At 27.1% G+C, this 20,326-nt stretch carries 17 protein-coding genes; 2 read left to right on the forward strand and 15 right to left on the reverse strand.

The annotated features are described in order from the left end of the window. Window positions 1-88 precede the first annotated feature (88 nt). The 14 genes from IC214_RS05010 to trxA all read right to left on the reverse strand — a co-directional run bounded on the left by IC214_RS05010 (window position 89) and on the right by trxA (window position 15,100). Window positions 89-1,663, reverse strand: coding sequence for a ClC family H(+)/Cl(-) exchange transporter (locus IC214_RS05010; protein ID WP_227851208.1), 1,575 nt, complete (start codon window positions 1,661-1,663; stop codon window positions 89-91). A gap of 527 nt (window positions 1,664-2,190) precedes the next feature. Beyond that, entirely contained in the window at window positions 2,191-2,757 is a 567-nt protein-coding gene (locus tag IC214_RS05015) for an epoxyqueuosine reductase (protein WP_227866328.1), read from the reverse strand. 67 nt (window positions 2,758-2,824) lie between these two features. Next, complete coding sequence (locus IC214_RS05020; RefSeq protein WP_227824377.1) at window positions 2,825-3,571, reverse strand: DUF2087 domain-containing protein; 747 nt, start codon at window positions 3,569-3,571, stop codon at window positions 2,825-2,827. 367 nt (window positions 3,572-3,938) lie between these two features. After that, window positions 3,939-4,409: a PTS glucose transporter subunit IIA gene (locus tag IC214_RS05025; protein ID WP_227433904.1), complete on the reverse strand. Its 471-nt coding sequence runs from the start codon at window positions 4,407-4,409 to the stop codon at window positions 3,939-3,941. Window positions 4,410-4,432: 23 nt separating this feature from the next. Beyond that, window positions 4,433-5,032 carry a KpsF/GutQ family sugar-phosphate isomerase gene (locus IC214_RS05030; RefSeq protein WP_227481991.1) on the reverse strand — a complete coding sequence of 200 codons (600 nt, stop codon included), beginning with the start codon at window positions 5,030-5,032 and terminating at the stop codon, window positions 4,433-4,435. 19 nt (window positions 5,033-5,051) lie between these two features. Next, window positions 5,052-6,233 carry a MalY/PatB family protein gene (locus tag IC214_RS05035; protein ID WP_227481990.1) on the reverse strand — a complete coding sequence of 394 codons (1,182 nt, stop codon included), beginning with the start codon at window positions 6,231-6,233 and terminating at the stop codon, window positions 5,052-5,054. Continuing rightward, complete coding sequence (locus IC214_RS05040; RefSeq protein WP_227830917.1) at window positions 6,226-7,803, reverse strand: PTS transporter subunit EIIC; 1,578 nt, start codon at window positions 7,801-7,803, stop codon at window positions 6,226-6,228. The genes IC214_RS05035 and IC214_RS05040 overlap by 8 nt, the downstream gene beginning before the upstream one ends. A 434-nt stretch (window positions 7,804-8,237) precedes the next feature. Then, window positions 8,238-9,074: a PRD domain-containing protein gene (locus IC214_RS05045; RefSeq protein WP_227830918.1), complete on the reverse strand. Its 837-nt coding sequence runs from the start codon at window positions 9,072-9,074 to the stop codon at window positions 8,238-8,240. 791 nt (window positions 9,075-9,865) lie between these two features. Next, on the reverse strand, window positions 9,866-10,552 hold the full coding sequence (locus IC214_RS05050; RefSeq protein WP_227830919.1) for an ABC transporter ATP-binding protein: 687 nt from the start codon (window positions 10,550-10,552) through the stop codon (window positions 9,866-9,868). Between the two features lie 10 nt (window positions 10,553-10,562). Next, the gene (locus IC214_RS05055; protein ID WP_227866329.1) at window positions 10,563-11,933 is read right to left on the reverse strand and encodes an FtsX-like permease family protein; all 1,371 of its coding nucleotides are present in this window, start codon (window positions 11,931-11,933) and stop codon (window positions 10,563-10,565) included. A gap of 57 nt (window positions 11,934-11,990) precedes the next feature. Further along, window positions 11,991-13,055 (reverse strand): sensor histidine kinase, encoded by a 1,065-nt coding sequence (locus IC214_RS05060; RefSeq protein WP_227830921.1) that lies wholly within the window; start codon window positions 13,053-13,055, stop codon window positions 11,991-11,993. Next, entirely contained in the window at window positions 13,043-13,714 is a 672-nt protein-coding gene (locus tag IC214_RS05065) for a response regulator transcription factor (RefSeq protein WP_227433896.1), read from the reverse strand. The genes IC214_RS05060 and IC214_RS05065 overlap by 13 nt, the downstream gene beginning before the upstream one ends. A gap of 772 nt (window positions 13,715-14,486) precedes the next feature. Beyond that, a complete protein-coding gene (locus tag IC214_RS20810; RefSeq protein ID WP_255606358.1) occupies window positions 14,487-14,612 on the reverse strand; it encodes a hypothetical protein in 126 nt (41 codons plus the stop codon). Window positions 14,613-14,782: 170 nt separating this feature from the next. Beyond that, complete coding sequence (gene trxA / locus IC214_RS05070) at window positions 14,783-15,100, reverse strand: thioredoxin (protein ID WP_227835643.1); 318 nt, start codon at window positions 15,098-15,100, stop codon at window positions 14,783-14,785. A gap of 369 nt (window positions 15,101-15,469) precedes the next feature. Here trxA and IC214_RS05075 point away from each other — a divergent pair, with 369 nt between their 5' ends. Continuing rightward, window positions 15,470-16,216: a helix-turn-helix domain-containing protein gene (locus tag IC214_RS05075; protein WP_227866330.1), complete on the forward strand. Its 747-nt coding sequence runs from the start codon at window positions 15,470-15,472 to the stop codon at window positions 16,214-16,216. Beyond that, a complete protein-coding gene (locus tag IC214_RS05080; protein WP_227835641.1) occupies window positions 16,209-17,090 on the forward strand; it encodes a PhzF family phenazine biosynthesis protein in 882 nt (293 codons plus the stop codon). Before IC214_RS05075 ends, IC214_RS05080 begins: the two co-directional genes overlap by 8 nt. Window positions 17,091-17,294: 204 nt before the next feature. Here the strand turns inward: IC214_RS05080 and IC214_RS05085 are convergent, their stop codons facing one another. Then, complete coding sequence (locus tag IC214_RS05085; RefSeq protein ID WP_227433892.1) at window positions 17,295-18,650, reverse strand: peptide MFS transporter; 1,356 nt, start codon at window positions 18,648-18,650, stop codon at window positions 17,295-17,297. Window positions 18,651-20,326 lie beyond the last annotated feature (1,676 nt).

Below are 20,326 nucleotides of genomic sequence, written 5' to 3' on the forward strand. Positions count from 1 at the left end.
CTTAGAATTGTCCAGACCACATTCTACACACACATTATTTACTAGTTTTCATTCACACAGAAAACATCTTTTTTATAGCTTATTATCCCTAGACAATATATGATGTATTTTCTTTGCAAAGTTTTTCCATTTTATCATACACAACACTACTGTCTCTCTCATCTGTCATGGTAACAATTATATCACTTGCCTTAAGAATTGTTTTTCCTTTTGGAATAATTTCTTCTCCTCCTCTTTGAATGGCTACCAAAAGACAATTTTCTGGCCATTGAATATCCTGAATTGCTTTGTTAGCAACAGGAGAACCAAACATAATGGAAAACTGATCTAGTATTTTCTCTCCCCTCTCTCTATGAACAGGTTCTCCATTTTTCTCAAGTAATCTCTCCAGAAGACTTTCATAAATCGGCTTAGATTTCAGAAGTGTAGCCACAATATACGCCACAATTGAAATAACGGATAGGGAAAGCATCTGGCTGACAGAACCTGTCATTTCAAAAATCAATATAATTCCAGTCAAAGGCGCACGTACAATGGCAGTAAAATACCCTGCCATAGCCAGAAGTATAAAATTATTGACATAGTCTAAGTTCATTCCAAAAAACTGTACACCTACCATTCCGAACATTCCCCCAATAAAGGCTCCTAAAACAAGTAGCGGGAAGAAGATTCCTCCTGGCGCACCAGACCCAAAACTAACAGCCGAAAATACAAAACGGATGACAAAAATCAAAACTACCATTCCCAACAAATATTCATGGCTTGTTAGTGCTTCCACCAGATTATGCCCACTTCCAAGCACCTCAGGCATCAAAAGACCCAAAATACCAGCCATAAAAAATGGAATCAATATTTTTCCAAATGTACCTATTTGGGGAATCTTTTTATATAAAGACTGAACAAATAAGGTAAACCAATTATAAAATGCCCCCATAACGCCAAGCACAACACCTAAAATCAGTATCAACCAATAATAACTCTGTGGTAACACATTTCCAATATCAAACTGGAACACTGATTCCATTCCTAGAAAATTAGCTGATATATAGTCCGCTGTTAGAGATGCTGTCATCACAGAAATCAAAACAGACACTGAAAAGTTTTTATGTATTTCTTCCAGTGAAAACATGACGCCTGCCAGTGGTGCATGAAAGGCTGCTGATAATCCTGCACTTGCCCCACAAGTAAGCAAGAACTTTTCCTCTGTCTTTCCTCTATCAAGAGCTCTGGAAATACCCTTTCCTGCCATAGCACCAAGCTGTATAGAAGGTCCTTCTCTTCCCAAGGCAAGACCACCCATAAGCGATAAGAATCCTCCAACAAATTTGGCTGGCAACACACGCCACCATACTTGCTTGATTTTCCCTGTCATCTCTCCTTCTAGCTGAGGAATACCACTACCTGAAATCATTGGCTCCCAATTTACTAGCCTTGATACAATCCACGCAAGCAGTGCAAGCACTGCAAACCAAACTGCTGTTTTCACAGTTGAACCTTTTGCAAAATTTAATATTTGGTTAAGCCAGATACCAGCCTGCCCCAAAAGTATCCTATATAAAAGTACAATCAAACCAGCTATAGCGCCTACAAGAAGCCCTTCTCCAATCAAAATGACCTGAAATCGCTCGGCCCGCTTAATTACATGAGATGTATCTTTTTTCATAATCTTTCTCCTCCACTCCATAATTCGGTGTAATATGAATAAATATATTTTTTAGTTCATTTCACACAAAATCATATGTTACTTTTCTTCTATGTTTGATACACATAACCAACTTATAATGTAATGTAAATACTGAATAATTATTGTTATCCAACTTAATTTCATCGTATTTACCACTGAATCAATAATACAATACATTTTTAGAAAAATAAAGAAGGACATATTATTTTATTTTTACTTTATTCTTGACTTTGATAAAAAACATGATAATATTAATCCTAATTCAGACTATCATTAACATCAGTCTAAATTATTATATTTAATAATATTAAAAAGGGTGCAATTATCAAGCACCCTATAAGCTTATTTTTTTAAGAAAGCTAAAATACAATAAAAATATCTATCTTATATCTAGATTATAGTTTTTGATTTGCATATTTCAATGACCATTGGCAATTTACCATACATTTTAAAACACAAAAACATTTAGAAATATCGATTATAGACTCTCTTCCCCCTTGAAAAGTTCAAGCATTTCCATGTATAGCTTTTGCAGGGCATTTTTCTACACAAACACTGCAATCACCACATTTTGAAGCAATCAAAGGATGCTTTTCAACAGAAATTGGTGCATCCGTAAGTACTGTACACATGCTAAAAGCACATCCAAATTCCTCAGTGATAAATAAATTATTTTTCCCCATGAATCCAATACCACTAATATTCGCTATTGTCTTATGTGGTAAAGGGCTAATACCTGATTGCATCTTAGGGTCAATATATCCTCTTTCAATGTATCTGTGTTCTATATTATTTTTTTCTGATTGAGCATAAGCACTATAACCTTTTTTTTGAAGATATTCAGAAATCCAATCAGCTAGTTTTTCCACCTTTTCCTCTTTTTCCAAAAACTCATCTCTGTCTGTAGGTAAATTATTATATATATCTTTAATAAACTTCTTTGATAATCCTATACAAAATAAAATCGCCTTAGAAAAGCCTAGTGTTTGATTTATTGGAAATTCAGATATATCAACAAAACGAATAATGTCTACACCTTCATTGTACAAAATAGATTTCAACTCATCATTCATTTTTAACTCCTTTCACATCTAATCAAGCAAGAAATAGCTTTATATACTGATAGGTTTTGGCTTTTTATTATGTTAACCAATACTTTGTACATTCTTTATTTCTACTCATAAAACCATATTCAATTAAATATCTTCTAATCGTTGCAAAATCATAATATATAGACTCTAAAATTTGATTAACTTCTTTTTCTGAATATTGCTTTCCTTGCTCAAATTGTTCTAAAATTTTAGACAAAATAACAACTTTTTTCTTTTCTTTTGATGAAAAAGCTTTTAATTTTAGAGGATTCATACTTTCAAATGATATTTCTAAAATGTGTTTTCTTTCTTCTTCAGTTACTACGTATCTCTCATCCACCATTTTGGCATGTTCGTGGATTGGTATTATAATACTATCTCTATTAGATTTATCTTCAAATACAGATTCATATAAAGCCAAGTATAGCTTAGCTTGTTTTGCTTTTTCTCTAAACATAAATTTTTGATGACGTATTGTAGAAGTAGATACACCAAGCTCTTTTGCAATTTCTTTATCTGATAAATCACTAATAAATAATTTAAATAATTGTTTTTGATTATCTGTTAATGTATTGTACTTTGAATCATTATTGACCAATTGTTCCAAATAGTTACCATGTTTTAATTCTGTATGCAATTCAATAGCTCTTGATGCTTCAAAAAATCTATCACCAACTCTGTATATTTCTCCTACTTCATACGTTTTTCCACAAATAATGCAACTATAACAATTTAAATCTGCATTGAATACATAACCTTTTTTGATATCTTTAATAGAAAGATTTTCAATCTTCATATTATTCACCTCCAGCATATGGTTTATTATTTCAATAAACATATATTACTAAAGTTTATTATAATTGTCAATATTTCTATTTTAAGTTTATGAAGTTCATATATTATACAACGTTTAAATTATAATGTATCTCAAAACAATATATTTAAATCTCTATTTGAACAATTATTATTTATAATTAGCTATTCTTATATACAAAGAGAAGAGTATAAAACTAATTACATAAAAAAGTGTAAAACTAATTACAAAAAATAAAAGGAACCACTCAATTTAAAAGCAAGTAAGTCCCTTTTTATCTAACATATTTATATTAAATTTACATTGTACAACATAAGTTTATAGACAGTAATCTTTTATTTTATACTTTTTATTTAAACTCAATTACAGTATCTTTTCCACCCTCTACATTATTACCTACATTATATGTATTCATATTGTACTCCGAATGATTAGTTATTGTAACTGGAGTAATAAGTGAGATACCATTTGATTCAATTAATGAACGGTCAATTTTTAACATTGGTGTCCCCTCTTTTACTTGGTCTCCTACACTTACTAATGCTTCAAATCCTTCACCTTTTAAGTTTACAGTATCTAAACCAACATGAATAAGAAGTTCCATTCCATTTTCTAATTCTATAACAAGTGCATGTTTAGTTTCTGCTAAAACTGCCACCTTACCATTAGATGGAGCATAAACAATATCACCTGTAGAATCTATAGCTACACCTTCGCCCATAAGTTTTTGAGAAAATACAGCATCTGGTATTTTAGATAACTCTATTACCTTTCCTGATATTGGTGATTTTATTGATTTTTTCTTAAACATTTTAAACATAAAATATACTCTCCTTTTTACTTTTAACCATTATTAGCTGCCTTTAGTTTTTCACCTAAACTTCCTCCTGGATGATATTTATAAAAATCAGCTGAGTCAAAATTACTGTTTTTAGATAATGCACATGCAATAGAATCTCCTAAAACCAAAGTAATCGTAGATGATGTTGTTGGTGCTAAATTTAAGTGGTCAGCTTCACCCTTTGCAGGATATATTAAAGCATAATCGCACTCCTTTGCCAATACTGAATTTCTATTTGAGGTAAAAGCAATTGTTTTAGAACCTATTGCCTTAACATATTTTATACAATTTACAACTTCCATAGAATTACCACTATTTGAGATTAAAATTGTAATATCTCGACTTTCAATCATTCCTAAATCTCCATGTACTGCCTCTGTTGCATGTACAAAAAAACTTGGTGTACCAGTACTTGCAAATGTAGCTGCCAATTTTTTACCTATATGTGCAGATTTACCTACACCCATAAAAATCACTTTACCTTTACAATTTGCAATTTCATTAACTATATTTTCATATTCAATACCTGCTTCATCTATTAAACACTTTATAGCATTCATTTCAGTAGTCATAACATCAACCATTGTTTTTAAATAGTTCATAATCATCTCCCCTTCTATATTAAATATTTTTTGCAATATAATCTATAGTTTTTTTAATTCTATTTAAACCATCTTCAAGTTTTTCTCTTGAACATGCCACATTTAACCTCAAATAAAACTCACTTTCTTCTCCATATACCTTGCCTCCCATAATAGCAACTTCACCAATATCTATTAATAGATTTTGGAATTTTTCACTACTTATTTTAAGCTCCGAGAAATCAATCCAAGCAAAGTAACAACCTTCTGGCATAACCAATTTTAATGGCCTTAAATTATCTTCTATATAGTTAATTGTATATTGAAGATTCTCTTTAATGTATTTCAGTAACTCATCTAGCCAATATTCACAGTCATTATAACAAGTCATTGTTCCCAAAATAGCTAGTATAGCTGGTGAATTTACAAAATCACGATATCTAGTTATATTTTCAAACTTAGTTCTTATCTCTTCATTAGGTATAATTACATATGACCCAGTCAATGCTGGTATATTAAAAGACTTAGATGCTGATGTACAAATAAATATAGACTCCAAATAATTGTCTGCCACATTTAAAACAGGTGTCATTTTACTATCATATACAATATCCATATGTATATCATCTGATATTATTTTTACATTATTTTCCTTACAAATCCTTACAATCTTAATAAGCTCTAATTCACTCCACACCCTACCTGTTGGGTTATGAGGATTACATAAAATAAATATCTTAGAATCTTTACATTTTTTCTCAAAATCATCAAAATCAATAGAGTAAAATCCATTCTTATTTGTAAGAGGAGATTTTATAATATTGCGATTGTTATTTCCTATTACTTCATAAAAAGCATTGTATGCAGGAGTGTTTAGTAATACTCCATCTCCTTCATCACTAAAAATTTCAATGAGTTTACTAATTGAATACATTACACTTGGACTGTAATATATCCAATTGCTATCAATACTGCAATTAAATCTCTTAGAGTACCAATTTCTGATAGAATCTTTAAAATCATCATGCTTCCATCTGCTATATCCTAATACTCTATGATTTAATCTTTCTTTCAATACTTCTGTTATCTCATTTGGAAATTCCAAATCCATATCTGATATTGTAAAAGGAAGTAATCCTTTTTTTCCAAATCTATCTTCTACATAATCCCATTGGGTACAATATGTACCCAATCGGTTTACTTTTTTATCAAAGTTAATCATTACATTCCTCCAAATGACCTTCCATCGCCTTATCCATTTGCTTTCTTAAAGAATACACTTGAGTACCTATAATTACTTGAATTGTGTGTTCATCTAATTTAACAACTGCTATACCACCAGCTTCTTTAATTGCATCTTCATTTATTAGTGATACATCTTGTAATTTTAAACGTAATCTAGTTACACAATTATCTAATGATAGTATGTTAGATTTCCCTCCTAGCGCTGCTATCATTTGCTGACCTTTGTATGTAGATAGATTTTTAAAATCTGAACCATTTCCTTCAGAAACTTTTATTTCTTTATCTTCACGTCCTGGAGTTTTTATATTAAATTTAAGAATTGCCCATTTAAATACAAAGTAATATATTGCAAAGTATAAAGCTGCTACTAATACTGCTATTGGCCATCCTGTAGCTGTTCCTCTCAAGACTCCAAAACTTATAAATGCTATTAAATCTCCTGTGAATCCCATCAATACACCTAAGTATGGAAGTACCATGTTTGCTAAACCATTCATAAATGTATGGAAAGCAAATAATGCTGGTGAGATAAATAAGAATAAAAACTCTATTGGTTCACTTATTCCACCTATAATAACTGTCAACACTCCTGATATTAAAAGCCCTTTAAGTGCTTTTCTATTTTCTGGTTTTGCTGTACGATATATAGCTAATGCAGCTCCAGCTAAACCATATTGAATCATTAATTTACCTTGCTCCATTTTACCAGCTAAATCAAGAGGTATAATCTGATTATTCTCCACATATGCCATAAACATATTCAATGTTCCAAAGTATGTTTCTCCATCAATAACAGCAGTTCCACCTATTGGTGTAAAACGGAATACAGATGTTACAAGGTGATTTAATCCAAATGGTATTGTAACCCTTTCAGCTACTGCATATGAAAAATATCCTAATGGCCCTGCTGAAGAAATCCATCTTCCTAAACTTTGGAACGCATTGAAAAATGGTGGCCAAACAATAGGTATTAATAATCCCACAATACTCATAACTATTAAACTAACAATTGGAACTAATCTTGGTCCACTATAGAATCCTAGTGATTCTGGTATTTTCAAATTACTAACTTTATCATACATTGCATAAACAATTAAACCTGCTATAATACCACCTAAAACACTTGTGTTATATGTTTGTATACCCATAATCATGGCTTGACCATTAGTTGACATTTGGTCTGCTGCTACTAATAAATCAGCTCTTGTTAAATAAAAATTTGTACCTATATGCATTGCTATAAATCCTACTAAACCTGAAAATGCACCAAACTCTTTTTCTTTTTTTAATAATCCTAATGGAATTGCCATTGCAAATAATGCTCCCAAGTTATTAAATGCAAATAATCCTATTGTTAACATGAAATTTAAAATCATATTAACATATTCATTTCCTAGAAATGGAACCATTGCAATCATCTTAGGATCTGTAAAACCAGCCCCAAGACCTAGCATCATACCAGAAACACTAAGTAATGCTATTGGGAACATAAACGTTTTTCCTAACATTTGGAAGAAATTCCATAGACCTAACTTATTTTTTTTCATATTTTCACCCTCCTATTTTTATATAAAAAACATAATCTAATTTATAGAAAAACCTAAATCAAAAAACTTAATCCAATAACTAAGTTCAATGATTTAGGTTTTGCCTGCTCAACCAGTTACAACCCTAAAAGTCACTGTTTGTATTTAATAAAAAAGCCTAAATCAAAAAACTTAATCTAATAACTAAGTTCAATGATTTAGGTTTTGCCTGCTCAATCAGTTACAATCCTAAAAGCCATTGTGTTTATTTAATAAAAAAACCTAAATCAAAAAACTTAATCTAATAATTAAGTTCAATGATTTAGGTTTTGCCTGCTTAACCAGTTACAATCCTAAAAGTCACTGTCTGTATTCAATAAAAAAGCCTAAATCAAAAAACTTAACTAAAATTAAGTTCAATGACTTAGGTTTTGCCTGCTTTATCAGTTACAATCCTAACAACCACTGTTTGTTATTTTATTTATATGAATCATTAGATATAATTCTTCTTCTTTACTAATTTTATATTCAAATCTGTCTAATACCAATGCTGCAATTTCTTCAGTACATATTTTAGGTTTATTATAGTTTTTATTTACTAGTTTATACATATCTTCAACATCACTATCTTTGTAAGTTTCTTTTCTTAAAATTCTTTGAACGAAAAACTTTAAGTGAGTTATAAGCCTAGAGTAATTCAGTGAGTTTACATCTAATTTAAATCCATGTACTTCTTCTATTATCTGAACAACTTGTTTTGAAAACTCTAGTATATTAATACCTTCATCTTTTTGAGAATTTTCTAATCCATTGATTATATGAATAGCAATATAGCCTGCTTCATCTTCAGGCAACTTTATACCTATCTTTTTTTCAATTTCATCAATTGCCCATAATCCAAATTCAAATTCTTCTCTATAAAGTTGTTTTGTTTCATTAAGTATCAGGTTTGGTAATTTTATACCCTGTTTTTCTCTTTGGACAGCGAATTCTATGTGACTAGTTAAAGCCAATATTATTGAATCATTTACTTGAGTATTTAAAACTTCATTAGCTTTTTCTATAATTTCTTCTGAAATTTTAAAATATTCAATTGAGGTTTTATTAAGTATTTGATTGTATTTGTCTTTTTGATTATCTTGAACAAAATATTTCTTAGAAATCAAACTTTCATCTATCAAATCTCCTACTTTTTTCTTGAATCCAACTCCAGCACCAGTTACAATTATTTCTGTGCCATCTTCTAGGGAGCTTACTACTACATTGTTATTAAATACTTTTTTTATATTCACTATAAATCCCCTCTGAAAAAAATGTTTCATCACACTTACATAGTATATTATATTTAATTTAATGTCAATATTTAAAATTTCACTTTCGCATATATTTTGCATTTTCCCCTATAATACTACAATTGCAAAATATTTTAATTGTGCACTATATAATTGTCGTTTTTTGTATTTTTTTATTTAAATATATTTAAATATTTATTATATATATTCAATTCTTTAAAGTTATTCAAGATTTTTTATTACACCATATATTTTCCAGTATTTTCAAGTATCTAAATGCGCATTTATTAAGTATTTATTGAAATTTAAATTATATTGTATTATAAGTTTTTTTTTAATAGATATATCTAAAATGAGATTAATATAAAATATTCTTTATATGAAATTTTTATCAAATATTTTTTAAATTATATTTTTATTTTGTATTTATGAATAGATTTCGTATTTTTTCCTAAATTGCTGTAAATACATTAATATTTTAATACCTTATATAATATTTTCCAACTATTTATAATACATTTTATCATTAATTTTCTCTAATTATAACTTTATCACTTCTAATAATATCTAAGCAATTATAACATTTAACATTTTATGTAAAATTTATAAAAAAATGTATATAATCTAAAATAAGTGACTATACTAAAAATATGATACGGATAACCAATAAGTTCAACCTATCTCCCCCAAAATAGAATGAGCTACAGTTCCCCCCAACTGTAGCTCATTTTCGTGTAATTTAAATATTTTTCATATAATTTCAATATAAACTGAAACAACTTCTTTAAAGTTTAATCCATATTCTTTTCTTTACTTTTTATAAACATTAATTTTCCATTATTTATTCCCCATATCTCATCAGCAAATAAAGCAACTTCCTCTGAACTTGTTGCTATTATCACACATTTATTATCTTTATGTGCCAAATTGTAAAACACATTTATTAGACTTTCTTCACTTTTATCATCCGTGCTTTCTATAATATCATCACATACTATTAAGTCAGGATTATTAGATAATGACTTAGCAATACACACTTTTTGTTTATCATAATAAGATAAGTTTTCTACTCTATCCAGTACTTTTTCTCTATCAATTCCTACCTTTTGTAGAATTTTACATGCTATTTCCCTCTTATTCTTTTTCTTATTTTCACTAATTCTCATTGGTAAAAACATATTCTCCAAAATAGTTTCATTATTTAATAAGTTATAATCTTTAAATATGACTCCTATATCTTTATTTCTATACATATCCTTATTTATATTTCTTAAATCCTTACCCTTATAAATAATACTTCCATCAGTGTAATCATCAAGACCTGATATTATAGATAACAAAGTACTCTTTCCTGCCTGATGCTTTCCTATAACAACATACATTTTTCCAGTTTCAAATTTGGCACTTACATCTTTTAATACATATTTATTACTTCCCTCATACTTGTAATTAACATCTATCAGTTCTAGTATTATCAATCTACATCACCTAATTTCTATCATAAATTATCTGTATTGGTTTATATACAATTGTACTATATATGGCCACTATGCTAGTTAATAATATCAATATTATCGCTACAATAATTATCTTAAATATCAGATTTGGAATCAATTTATCTCTTAAACTTTTTATTTCTTGTTTGATATCATCACTATTTATATCTATATTTTTATATTCTCTATTATTCAGTAAATCAACATTATGTATTACATTATATTGATTTTGATATTCAAAAACATAATTTGATAGTTTTGAAGCTGATATACTTACAATTCCTCCTCCAAGTATAAGGCATACTAAAGTTATCATAATACTTTCACATATGAAACTCTGAACTATCTTAAATTTAGGCATTCCAGTTAATATTAACACACTAATGTAATACTTTATTTTTTTTATTGATATTATAGAATTTATCATCAATAATATCGAACCTAATATTAATATTCCAAGCGTAACTGTAAAAGCTATATTAGACAAATGTTGCATTGGAGTTATTAATTTACTGTACGCAAACTCATCTATAGTAACTTTATAAATGTCACTTAGACCTTTATCTCTTACCTCTTTCTCAAAATCTTTTCTACTATTAGAGTCTATCAATAAAAACCTAGCATTTGTATAAATTATTGGATTTTCTGATTCAATCTTCTTTTCAAATTCTACTAAAGTATTATACGAAGTTAATATATTATCATATATACTTTCATCTTGAGCTATTTCTATATCGTTAACATTCTTATTATCTTTTTTCTTATATGTTCCTACTATTTTTAAATTCAGTTTTGTATTAGTACTATAATCACTTAATAGAAATATCGTATCTCCAATTTTCAACTTATTAATATCAATAAATTCTTCGCTTACCATACATTCATTATCTTTTTGAAATAGTCGCCCTTTTACCTTCTCCAGATTATAGTGCTTAAGACTTTCATTCTTTTCTGTATATCCCATAATCCCGCAATTTTCAGCCCTCATATCATCATATAAGATTTGTCTGTCATCATTAGAATTATATTTTTTATTATCAAAGTGTGCTGTGATATTTCCAATAAAAGATACTTTTTTTACATATTTTGACTTTGCAAAATTTAAATAATCATTTACACTCAAGTTACTATATTTTATTAGAGATTCTCCTGAATCACTTTGAACAATCTTTTTAGCATCAAGCTTAATTTGAACTTCTGATTCAAATTTTTTCTCATAATTCGCCTTTATCACATTAACGTTTGAATTTATTATTGAGGAAATTAATATTGCTAAGACCATCAATAATATAACAACTGTACTAAATGAATTACGCAATTTATTTCTAAGTAAGTTTTTGATTGCATTATTTAAAATATACACTTCACATCTCCTCTTACCAATTCAATAGTGTCTTAGAGTTATTATATCTATCTTAATTTATTCTTTATATTCTTTAAATACTAAATAAAAAGTTGACCCTTTACCTTCTTCACTTTCTACCCATATAAATCCATTACATAAGTTACATACATGTTTTACTAAACTAAGACCTATACCATATCCATCTTTATTTAATTCATTTATTCTATATCTATCATAAAATATTTTTTTCATACTCTGTTTGTTCATTCCAATGCCATTATCTCTTACTGATACAATAACACTACCTTTTTGATTTTTCACATTTACACATATATCTTTACCTTCACCATATTTTATTGCATTGTCTAAAAGATTGGATACACCTCTATAAATCCACTTTTCTTTCCCATAGATACTCATATTTTCATCTTCATCAAAATCAAAACTTAAATTAGCATATACTTTAGAATAGTGGTCACATACTTGTGCACATATTAAAGCTATGTCAACTTCATACATATCTTCATTATTTTTTGTATCACTTATTGCAAGTACATCTTCTACATTATTTGCAACTTTATTGAGAGTATTCAATAGTTCTTCATTTCCGCTTAATTCTAAGCTTGTTCTAAGTATTGCTATGGCATTTTTTTGTTCATGAGATAAATATGAATTTAATCTTTTATAATCTTCAATATGAGAATCAAATTTATCTTTTAAATCTTTATATACTTTAGACATAATAGGGTCTATACTCAACACTTCGTCTTCATCTTCTATATTATTTATATTATTTAATATCTCCATTCTTTCTTTAAACTCTAGTCTATTCAATATTGATAAAAGGATAAAGTTAGAGGTTACTGTAAAGGCAAAAAATAACATTATAATTATATTAAAGTTACTATTAAGTACAATATTATAATCAAAACTTAATCTTTTATCTAAAGTCTTATCTTCCATAGTGTTATAAGTATTATCTATATTCATTCCATAATATGAATTTGAATCATTAGCTATTAATTCTTTACTTGTATTAGATATATTTATAATATATTTCAAACCTACTGTAAAAATTATAAAGACTATAACAGAATATAAAATTAAAACTATAGTTTTTTTATCTTTTAATCCTTGCATATAGAATATCCTATCCCTCTAGTAGTTATTATTATCTCTTTTCCTGCAACTTCTCTTAATTTCTTTTTTAATCTAGCTATATGCACCCTTAATACAGATGATAATGGGTCAAAGTATTCATCATAAACATGTTCTGATATATCTATACTTGATACAATATCTGGATATCTACTTGCAATATATTCTGCTATATCAAATTCTTTAGTTCCTAAGTTTACTTCTTTGTTATACACATACACTTTTCTAGATGATGGACTTATTGTAAGAGGACCTGCCTCTATATTTGAATTTGTCCTACCATAAAATCTTCTTATAACTGCTTGTATCCTAGCTCTCAATTCTATAATTTGAAATGGCTTTACTATATAATCATCAGCTCCCAAATCAAGACCTTTTGCCAATTCATTTACTCCATCTCTTGCTGTTACAATTATTATAGGAGTATTTAGATTATTACTTCTAAAAAATTCTAATATCTCTATTCCATCTCTATCTGGTAAATTTAAATCTAATAATATAGCATCATAGTCATTTATAAATGCTTTCTCTTCTCCATCTAATCCGCAATTTGCTATATCTACTACTAATCCTTCATTTTCCAGCCCTATCTTCATATTATAAGAAAGCTCTTTATTATCTTCTATTATTAATACTCTCATATAATCATCTCCTAAATAAAATATCAACTTAATCATTATATATAATTAATGTTTATTGAATGTTAATTATATTATAATTATTTAATTCTTATATAAAATCTAACCTTATTATTATTCAAATATTCATACTTGTCAAATTTATGCTTAATTAATATTCTATTTAATATCTCTACCAATATAACTATTAACTTGTTCATCATATTTAATAATTCCAAAATATAGATTAATAAGAATTAATTAACAAAATTCTTTACAAGAACATAACCTATATTAAACAAGCTCATAACTAAAACTTGAGTTTATTAAATTTAAAAATACGAAAGAGAATTATTTATATGCTATTAAAAATTTGGCTTTTAAATAAAATTTTTTTATTCCTTTTTAGTAATAGATAAGTAATAGCTAAAAAGACAATTTTATTGCACACTTAAAAAGGGGATGTCTTACAATATTCTTAAATTATAAATGAGATACCCTTTTTTATTTACATATAGACTATTCAACACTTTACAAAAAAAGTGGACTCATCTGATAAAGTCCACTTTTTTCTGTAGTCAAATCTTTATTTTGAAATAACTTCTTTTGGTGTTGGGAGTGTATTAAATAAATAATACCTGTAATTTCTATTTTATTAACTTTAAATACTTCTTTCAATATTGTATAAAACAACAATAAATACTTATAATAATTTCAAATATATGTAAAAATTTATTAACTATATTATAAATATAAACTTATAGTTATAACCACTAGTACTACTATTTACTTTTACTTAATAAGTATCAACAAGTACAGATTTTTTTATTTTCTGTTTATCTAAATGTGAAATTGCACTAGATACAGCAGTTTGACCTTGTCCTGCTGGTCCACTTCCTATTATTGCAATGTCGTATCTCATAATCTCACCTATTTTCTAGTAACCTTTCTTTTTTCTTTTATATAAATATAATATCAATAGCCAATATCACTGACAATTAGGCACTTATTTGTAACTACATAAATAAATCTTATAAATAAAAAAACTCATTTTATGATGAGTTTTTTATTTATATATATAATTGAAATTAGTTATATATATGATTCAATTTTATTTTTCAAATTATCTTTAGGTATAAACCCTATTAATCTATCTATAGGTTTACCATCTTTAAATATTATTACAGTTGGTACTGTAGAAATTTCAAACTTTTGGGCTAATTCCATACTTTGGTCTATATCTACTTTTAAGAAATTTGCTTTTTCAGACATTTCGTTTCCTAAAGCCTCGTATACTGGTGATAACATTTTACAAGGTCCACACCATGTAGCAAAGAAATCCACCACTACTAATCCATCTTTGTTATTTACTTCATTTATAAATTCATTGTTATTTATTATTTTTACCATAATATATATCTCCTTTATTATTTTATTGTTTTCTTGATATTAATATACTACGACTTATGTACTAGTTCAATTAGTCACTTTTTTGTAACCATCTATTTTTAACACTCTTAAGATTATCATCATAATCAAACATTAATTAAACTTATTTATGAAAATTCAATAGTTACTTATGTAGTAATTATAGAAATCTGTAAATTTTATATATATGTTAACTAAATTTGAGCTTCATTTCAAAAATATACTAAAAAACTTTTCTAATTTATAACTTAATTTTTTGCTTTGTATGATTGACAATTATATATATACATTATAAAATAATATTAGTACCTACTAAGGTAGTTATTATACTTTTGTTAAAGGAGTTTATATATGGATACTATAGTTAACGAACTACAAAACATAGGATTTACCAAATATGAATCACAAATCTACATATCATTACTAACGGAAAACCCTCTAACTGGTTATGAAATAAGTAAATTATCAGGTGTACCACAATCAAAAGTCTACGAAAATATAACAAAATTACTTAACAATAATATAATTATCAATATTGAAACTGACCCTATAAAATATGTACCTATAAACCCTAATGAATTACTAAAAAGTAAAAAAGAAGAATTCAATAATTCTATGGACAAACTAGAAAACAACTTACAGATATTAAATAAAGGAAAAAGTATAGAATATGTTTTAAACATAAAAAGCTCTAAAAATATATTAAAAAAAGCAATCGAAATGATAAATAACGCCAAACAAGAAATTATAATTTCTTGTTCTCATGAAGAAATTCTAGACCTAAAAGATGAGCTTTTAACTGCTTCTAAAAAAAATGTTAATGTTGAAATACTACTTTTGGAAGATAAAAAGATAGAAGGTCTAAGCAATATTCGTATCCATGGAGGTAATGAAACTACACTTAAAAACAAAAAACTTTATAAAGGTATTCTTTTAATTGTAGATGAGTCTGAAATATTAACAGGAAATTTATCTGAAGGTAATGAAGCTATTTCAATTTGGACAAAAAATTCTAATATTTTATATATTGGAAATCAATACATACAACATGAAATTTATATTTCACAAAAAATAAAAGGGGGTCTTAAAGATGAATAAAGTTAAAATCAAACAAGTTGATGCATTTACAACAATACCTTTTGGAGGAAATCCTGCTGGTGTAGTCACTGATGCATCCAATATTTCTGACGAAATCAAACAGAATATAGCAAAGGAAATGAATTTATCAGAGACTGCATTTGTTTCAGAATCTGATGTAGCAGATTTCAAGGTTCAATTTTTCACACCTGGCTTAGAAGTTGACTTGTGTGGTCATGCTACAATAGGAACATTCCATGCTCTTTTAGAAGAAGGAAAACTTAATACTAATAAGAATATCTTTTATCAAGAGACAAAAGCTGGTGTACTATCTGTAGAACTTAAGGAAATAGATAATGAAAACATATTTATGATGGAACAAAATCCTCCTAAATTCGAAAATCTAAATAGCTATAAAAAAGAGATTGCACAAATGATAGGTGTAAAAGAAGATAGACTTCTTGAATATCCAATTATGAAAGTAAATACAGGAATTTGGTGGCTTGTTTTTGGATTAAAGTCTCTAGATGATTTAGAAAATATTTCTCCAGACTTAAATAAAATAAAAGAATTTAGTGCTGATAATAATCTAATTGGAATAACTCCATTTTGTATAGAAACTATAGATAAAAATTGTGACTATCATTTAAGATCTATAGCTCCATATGTTGGAGTCACAGAAGACCCTGTATGTGGAACTGGCAATGCTTGTGTATCATCTTATATAGTACAACACAATATTTTAGATAAAACTGACTTTATTGGTGAAGAAGGAAACTTTATAAATAGACCTGGAAAGGTATATGTAAATATATCTAAAGAAAACAATGATATCACTTCTGTAAAAATTGGAGGAAGTGCCTATACTATTTTAAGTGGAGAAATTGTGTATTAATTTTTTATCTGATTTAACAATAAATAAAAATACTAGTCTTAATTGACTAGTATTTTTATTTATATATTTTATTTAATAAACTTATTTCACCATATATCGTGTTAAAAAGTAACACTTTATGATTATTACCAATTAGCTTTATATCAATCTAATACAATATAACCATACTAAATTAATCTCATTAGTATAATAGTTATTTATTGATTAGTTATCTTCCTCAACAAGTTTACTTAATGTCTTGTCAAATAAGAATAATAATATAGCTGCAACAAATAGTATCACTGGAATTATAGTATATACTTTAATCATATCAAATTTAAGAGTAAATGCATATATATATCCATATCCTTGACCAGCTATAAAAGTAGCAAATGTCCAAACTCCCATAAGAACACCTAGAAGTTTTTTAGGAGCATACTTACTTACGAAAGAGTTCCCAAGTGGTGAGAATAACATTTCTCCAAAACTTAGAAGTATACCAAACATAATTATCCATATTATACTAGCTTTAACAGTTTCAGGAGCTCCAACACCTCTTGTAAGCTCTGCTCCAACAAGCATTAAGAATGCAAGACCTAAGAATATTAATCCAAGACCTGTCTTCTTAAATAAACTTATATCACCTTGTGGTCTACTGGCAAGTTTAAACCATAATGCTCCAAGAACTGGTCCTAGTACAATACATACAAGTGCATTTAATGAGTCAAACCAAGCTAAAGGAATGTCAAATCCTCCAATAGTCATGTTTACAAACGCTGCACCATAATCATAAACTGCAAGATAAGTTAGGTACCAGAATAACCAGAAAATTACAGAGAAGAATGAAATAAGTATAATAGCCCAAATTCTCTTCTTATCCATACTTGTAAGAGGAGCATTATCTTTTTCTTCAACTTTCTCAGCTACCACACCTTCTTTAAAAGGTCTTTTTCCTGCATTTCCAAGGAATCTCCATCCATATGTGAACCATATTGCACCAATTACACAAAGAACAGCTGCTATGAAGAAACATTGAGAGAAACCATATACTCCATTTTTCATAAATGTATTGGCATAAAGTATACCTACTGCTGTTGTTCCGATGAAAGAACCTATATTAACAAAAGAATATTGTACTGAGAATGCTGTATCAAGTTCTTCTTGATTATCAAAAAGTTGTCCATTTACTGCTGATACATTTCCTTTAAAGAATGCAGTACCAATTGAAACTAGAATTATCATTGCATTTACCATAGAAGCTGTAGTTGCAATAGAACCAAGATAGTATCCTATCCCCATGATAAGCATACCTATAGGTATAGTATACCTAGCTCCTATCCATCTATCTGATATATATCCTCCAATTATTGGCGCAAGATATGTGAATGCAACAAGGTTAGCTTGCATTATAGCTGCTTGTCCTTTATCTATTCCAAGACCACCTTTAACAATTGCTGTTGTAAGGAATATATAAATTAAAAACTTTGCAGAATAATATGCTGCTCTTTCAAACGAGAAAGTTGTTGCACAGATATAAAATCCTATAGGGAACTTACCCTTTTTATTTACTGTTGTGCTCATAAGTTTAAATCCTTTCTTAATTGTATTTTTATATTTTCTACGTTTTATCCAGACTCTTTCTTTCAATGAAAGATATGGTGATATTGTTTTGTAAAACAATTCGTAATAATTATTAAGATAATTGCGTTTTTATTTGTAGAATCTAGATGTTTTCATGGAATAAAGATTAACATCTTTATTGTCAATAAATTCAAAATAATATAGCTATAAATTTAAATTATATAAATTCATTATTTTCAGGTATATTTATAACCTGTTATCTTTATAAATTGACACCACAAAAAACCAAACTATAAATTATTAGTTCATTAATTATTATTTAGCTTAAATACAATATTGCCATAACACAATGGATAATTTTATATCTAACTTCTAAATTCATCACTCTAGTAATTTTTTCTAATTTAACTACTACTAATTAAATGTGAAACTCTTTACTATATGCAATTCTTATTTTTTTACTTGATAGTATTTTACAAACTAAATTCCTCCTTTTATGGCAAACGGTGTAATCACCTTACTATTGCCTTTTTAAAGGAGTTTTGAATAAAGCAACATGTATTTATACAAATAAATACTGTCTTTATTTTTTTGAAAAATTTCTAAATACTTCATTCAATTACTTGTCAACTTAAATAAATAAACTACTATCTCTTCACAGATTAAATTTATTTCTTGTTAAACATACACATGAATTCTGTGAACCTAAATATAAAAACTGTTGTTTTAAAGTGATTACCTAGATATTCGCTTTGACATTATTAATTGAGGTGATACTATTATAATTTATTAACCATAAAATACCTCAATTTGAAAACTTTTTCACGAATATTTATTTTTCACCTCCCTTTATTTATTTCACCATGTAAATCGTACCATAAACACATACTTATATGCAACAAAAAAATAAGAAAAAAATCGAATAATCGACAGTAAATAATTAGAATAAATCAAATTATACTTGTCAAGTATATTATATAATTTTTTTGTCTGGAAATATAAGTTAAACTAAGCCTCAAAATAGTTTTTTAGATATGAAATTTTGTTGTTCTATGTATTCATATTATTTATTGGATAGGTTTTTGATATGAAACTTATATTATTTAGACTATACTCCACCAAAGAACATTTATTATTTAAGAAATATTATCAATGATAAAATTAAAAAAAAGGATATTCTAATCAATTTTAATTAACTATTTTTAACTTTTAAATGATTGTTATTTTTTTGATTAATTTAATAAATTTCATTAATTTTTAGAATAGTAGAGATACTTCACCTTTAAGATATAACTTTATTTCTTAAACTTATAAATTCTAAATTTACACCTAATCATAATTATTCTAAATACACAATCAATGAAATTGTTAAATAAATACAACAAAAGTAGTAAATACTTTTTTAATAAATTTAAATTCTTTAAAATCCATCATTTTTTATCTGTTAACTTAATATTTACTTAATTAAAATAAAAAAGTTTGATTAAAAACAAACTATAGTAATTATTATATATTACTATTTTAGAAATACTCTAAATTTTGTATATCTATAATTTTTCAAGTTACACTATAAATATACAGCAAATATATCAATTCAAATTATAAAGATATATTTAGTCTTATTTTGTCGATTATATTTATAATGTACTCTTCTAAGCTAGAAGCATTTATCTAAT

The sequence above is a fragment of the Clostridioides sp. ES-S-0190-01 genome (genome assembly GCF_020658275.1).
Classification (GTDB): Bacteria; Bacillota; Clostridia; order Peptostreptococcales; family Peptostreptococcaceae; genus Clostridioides.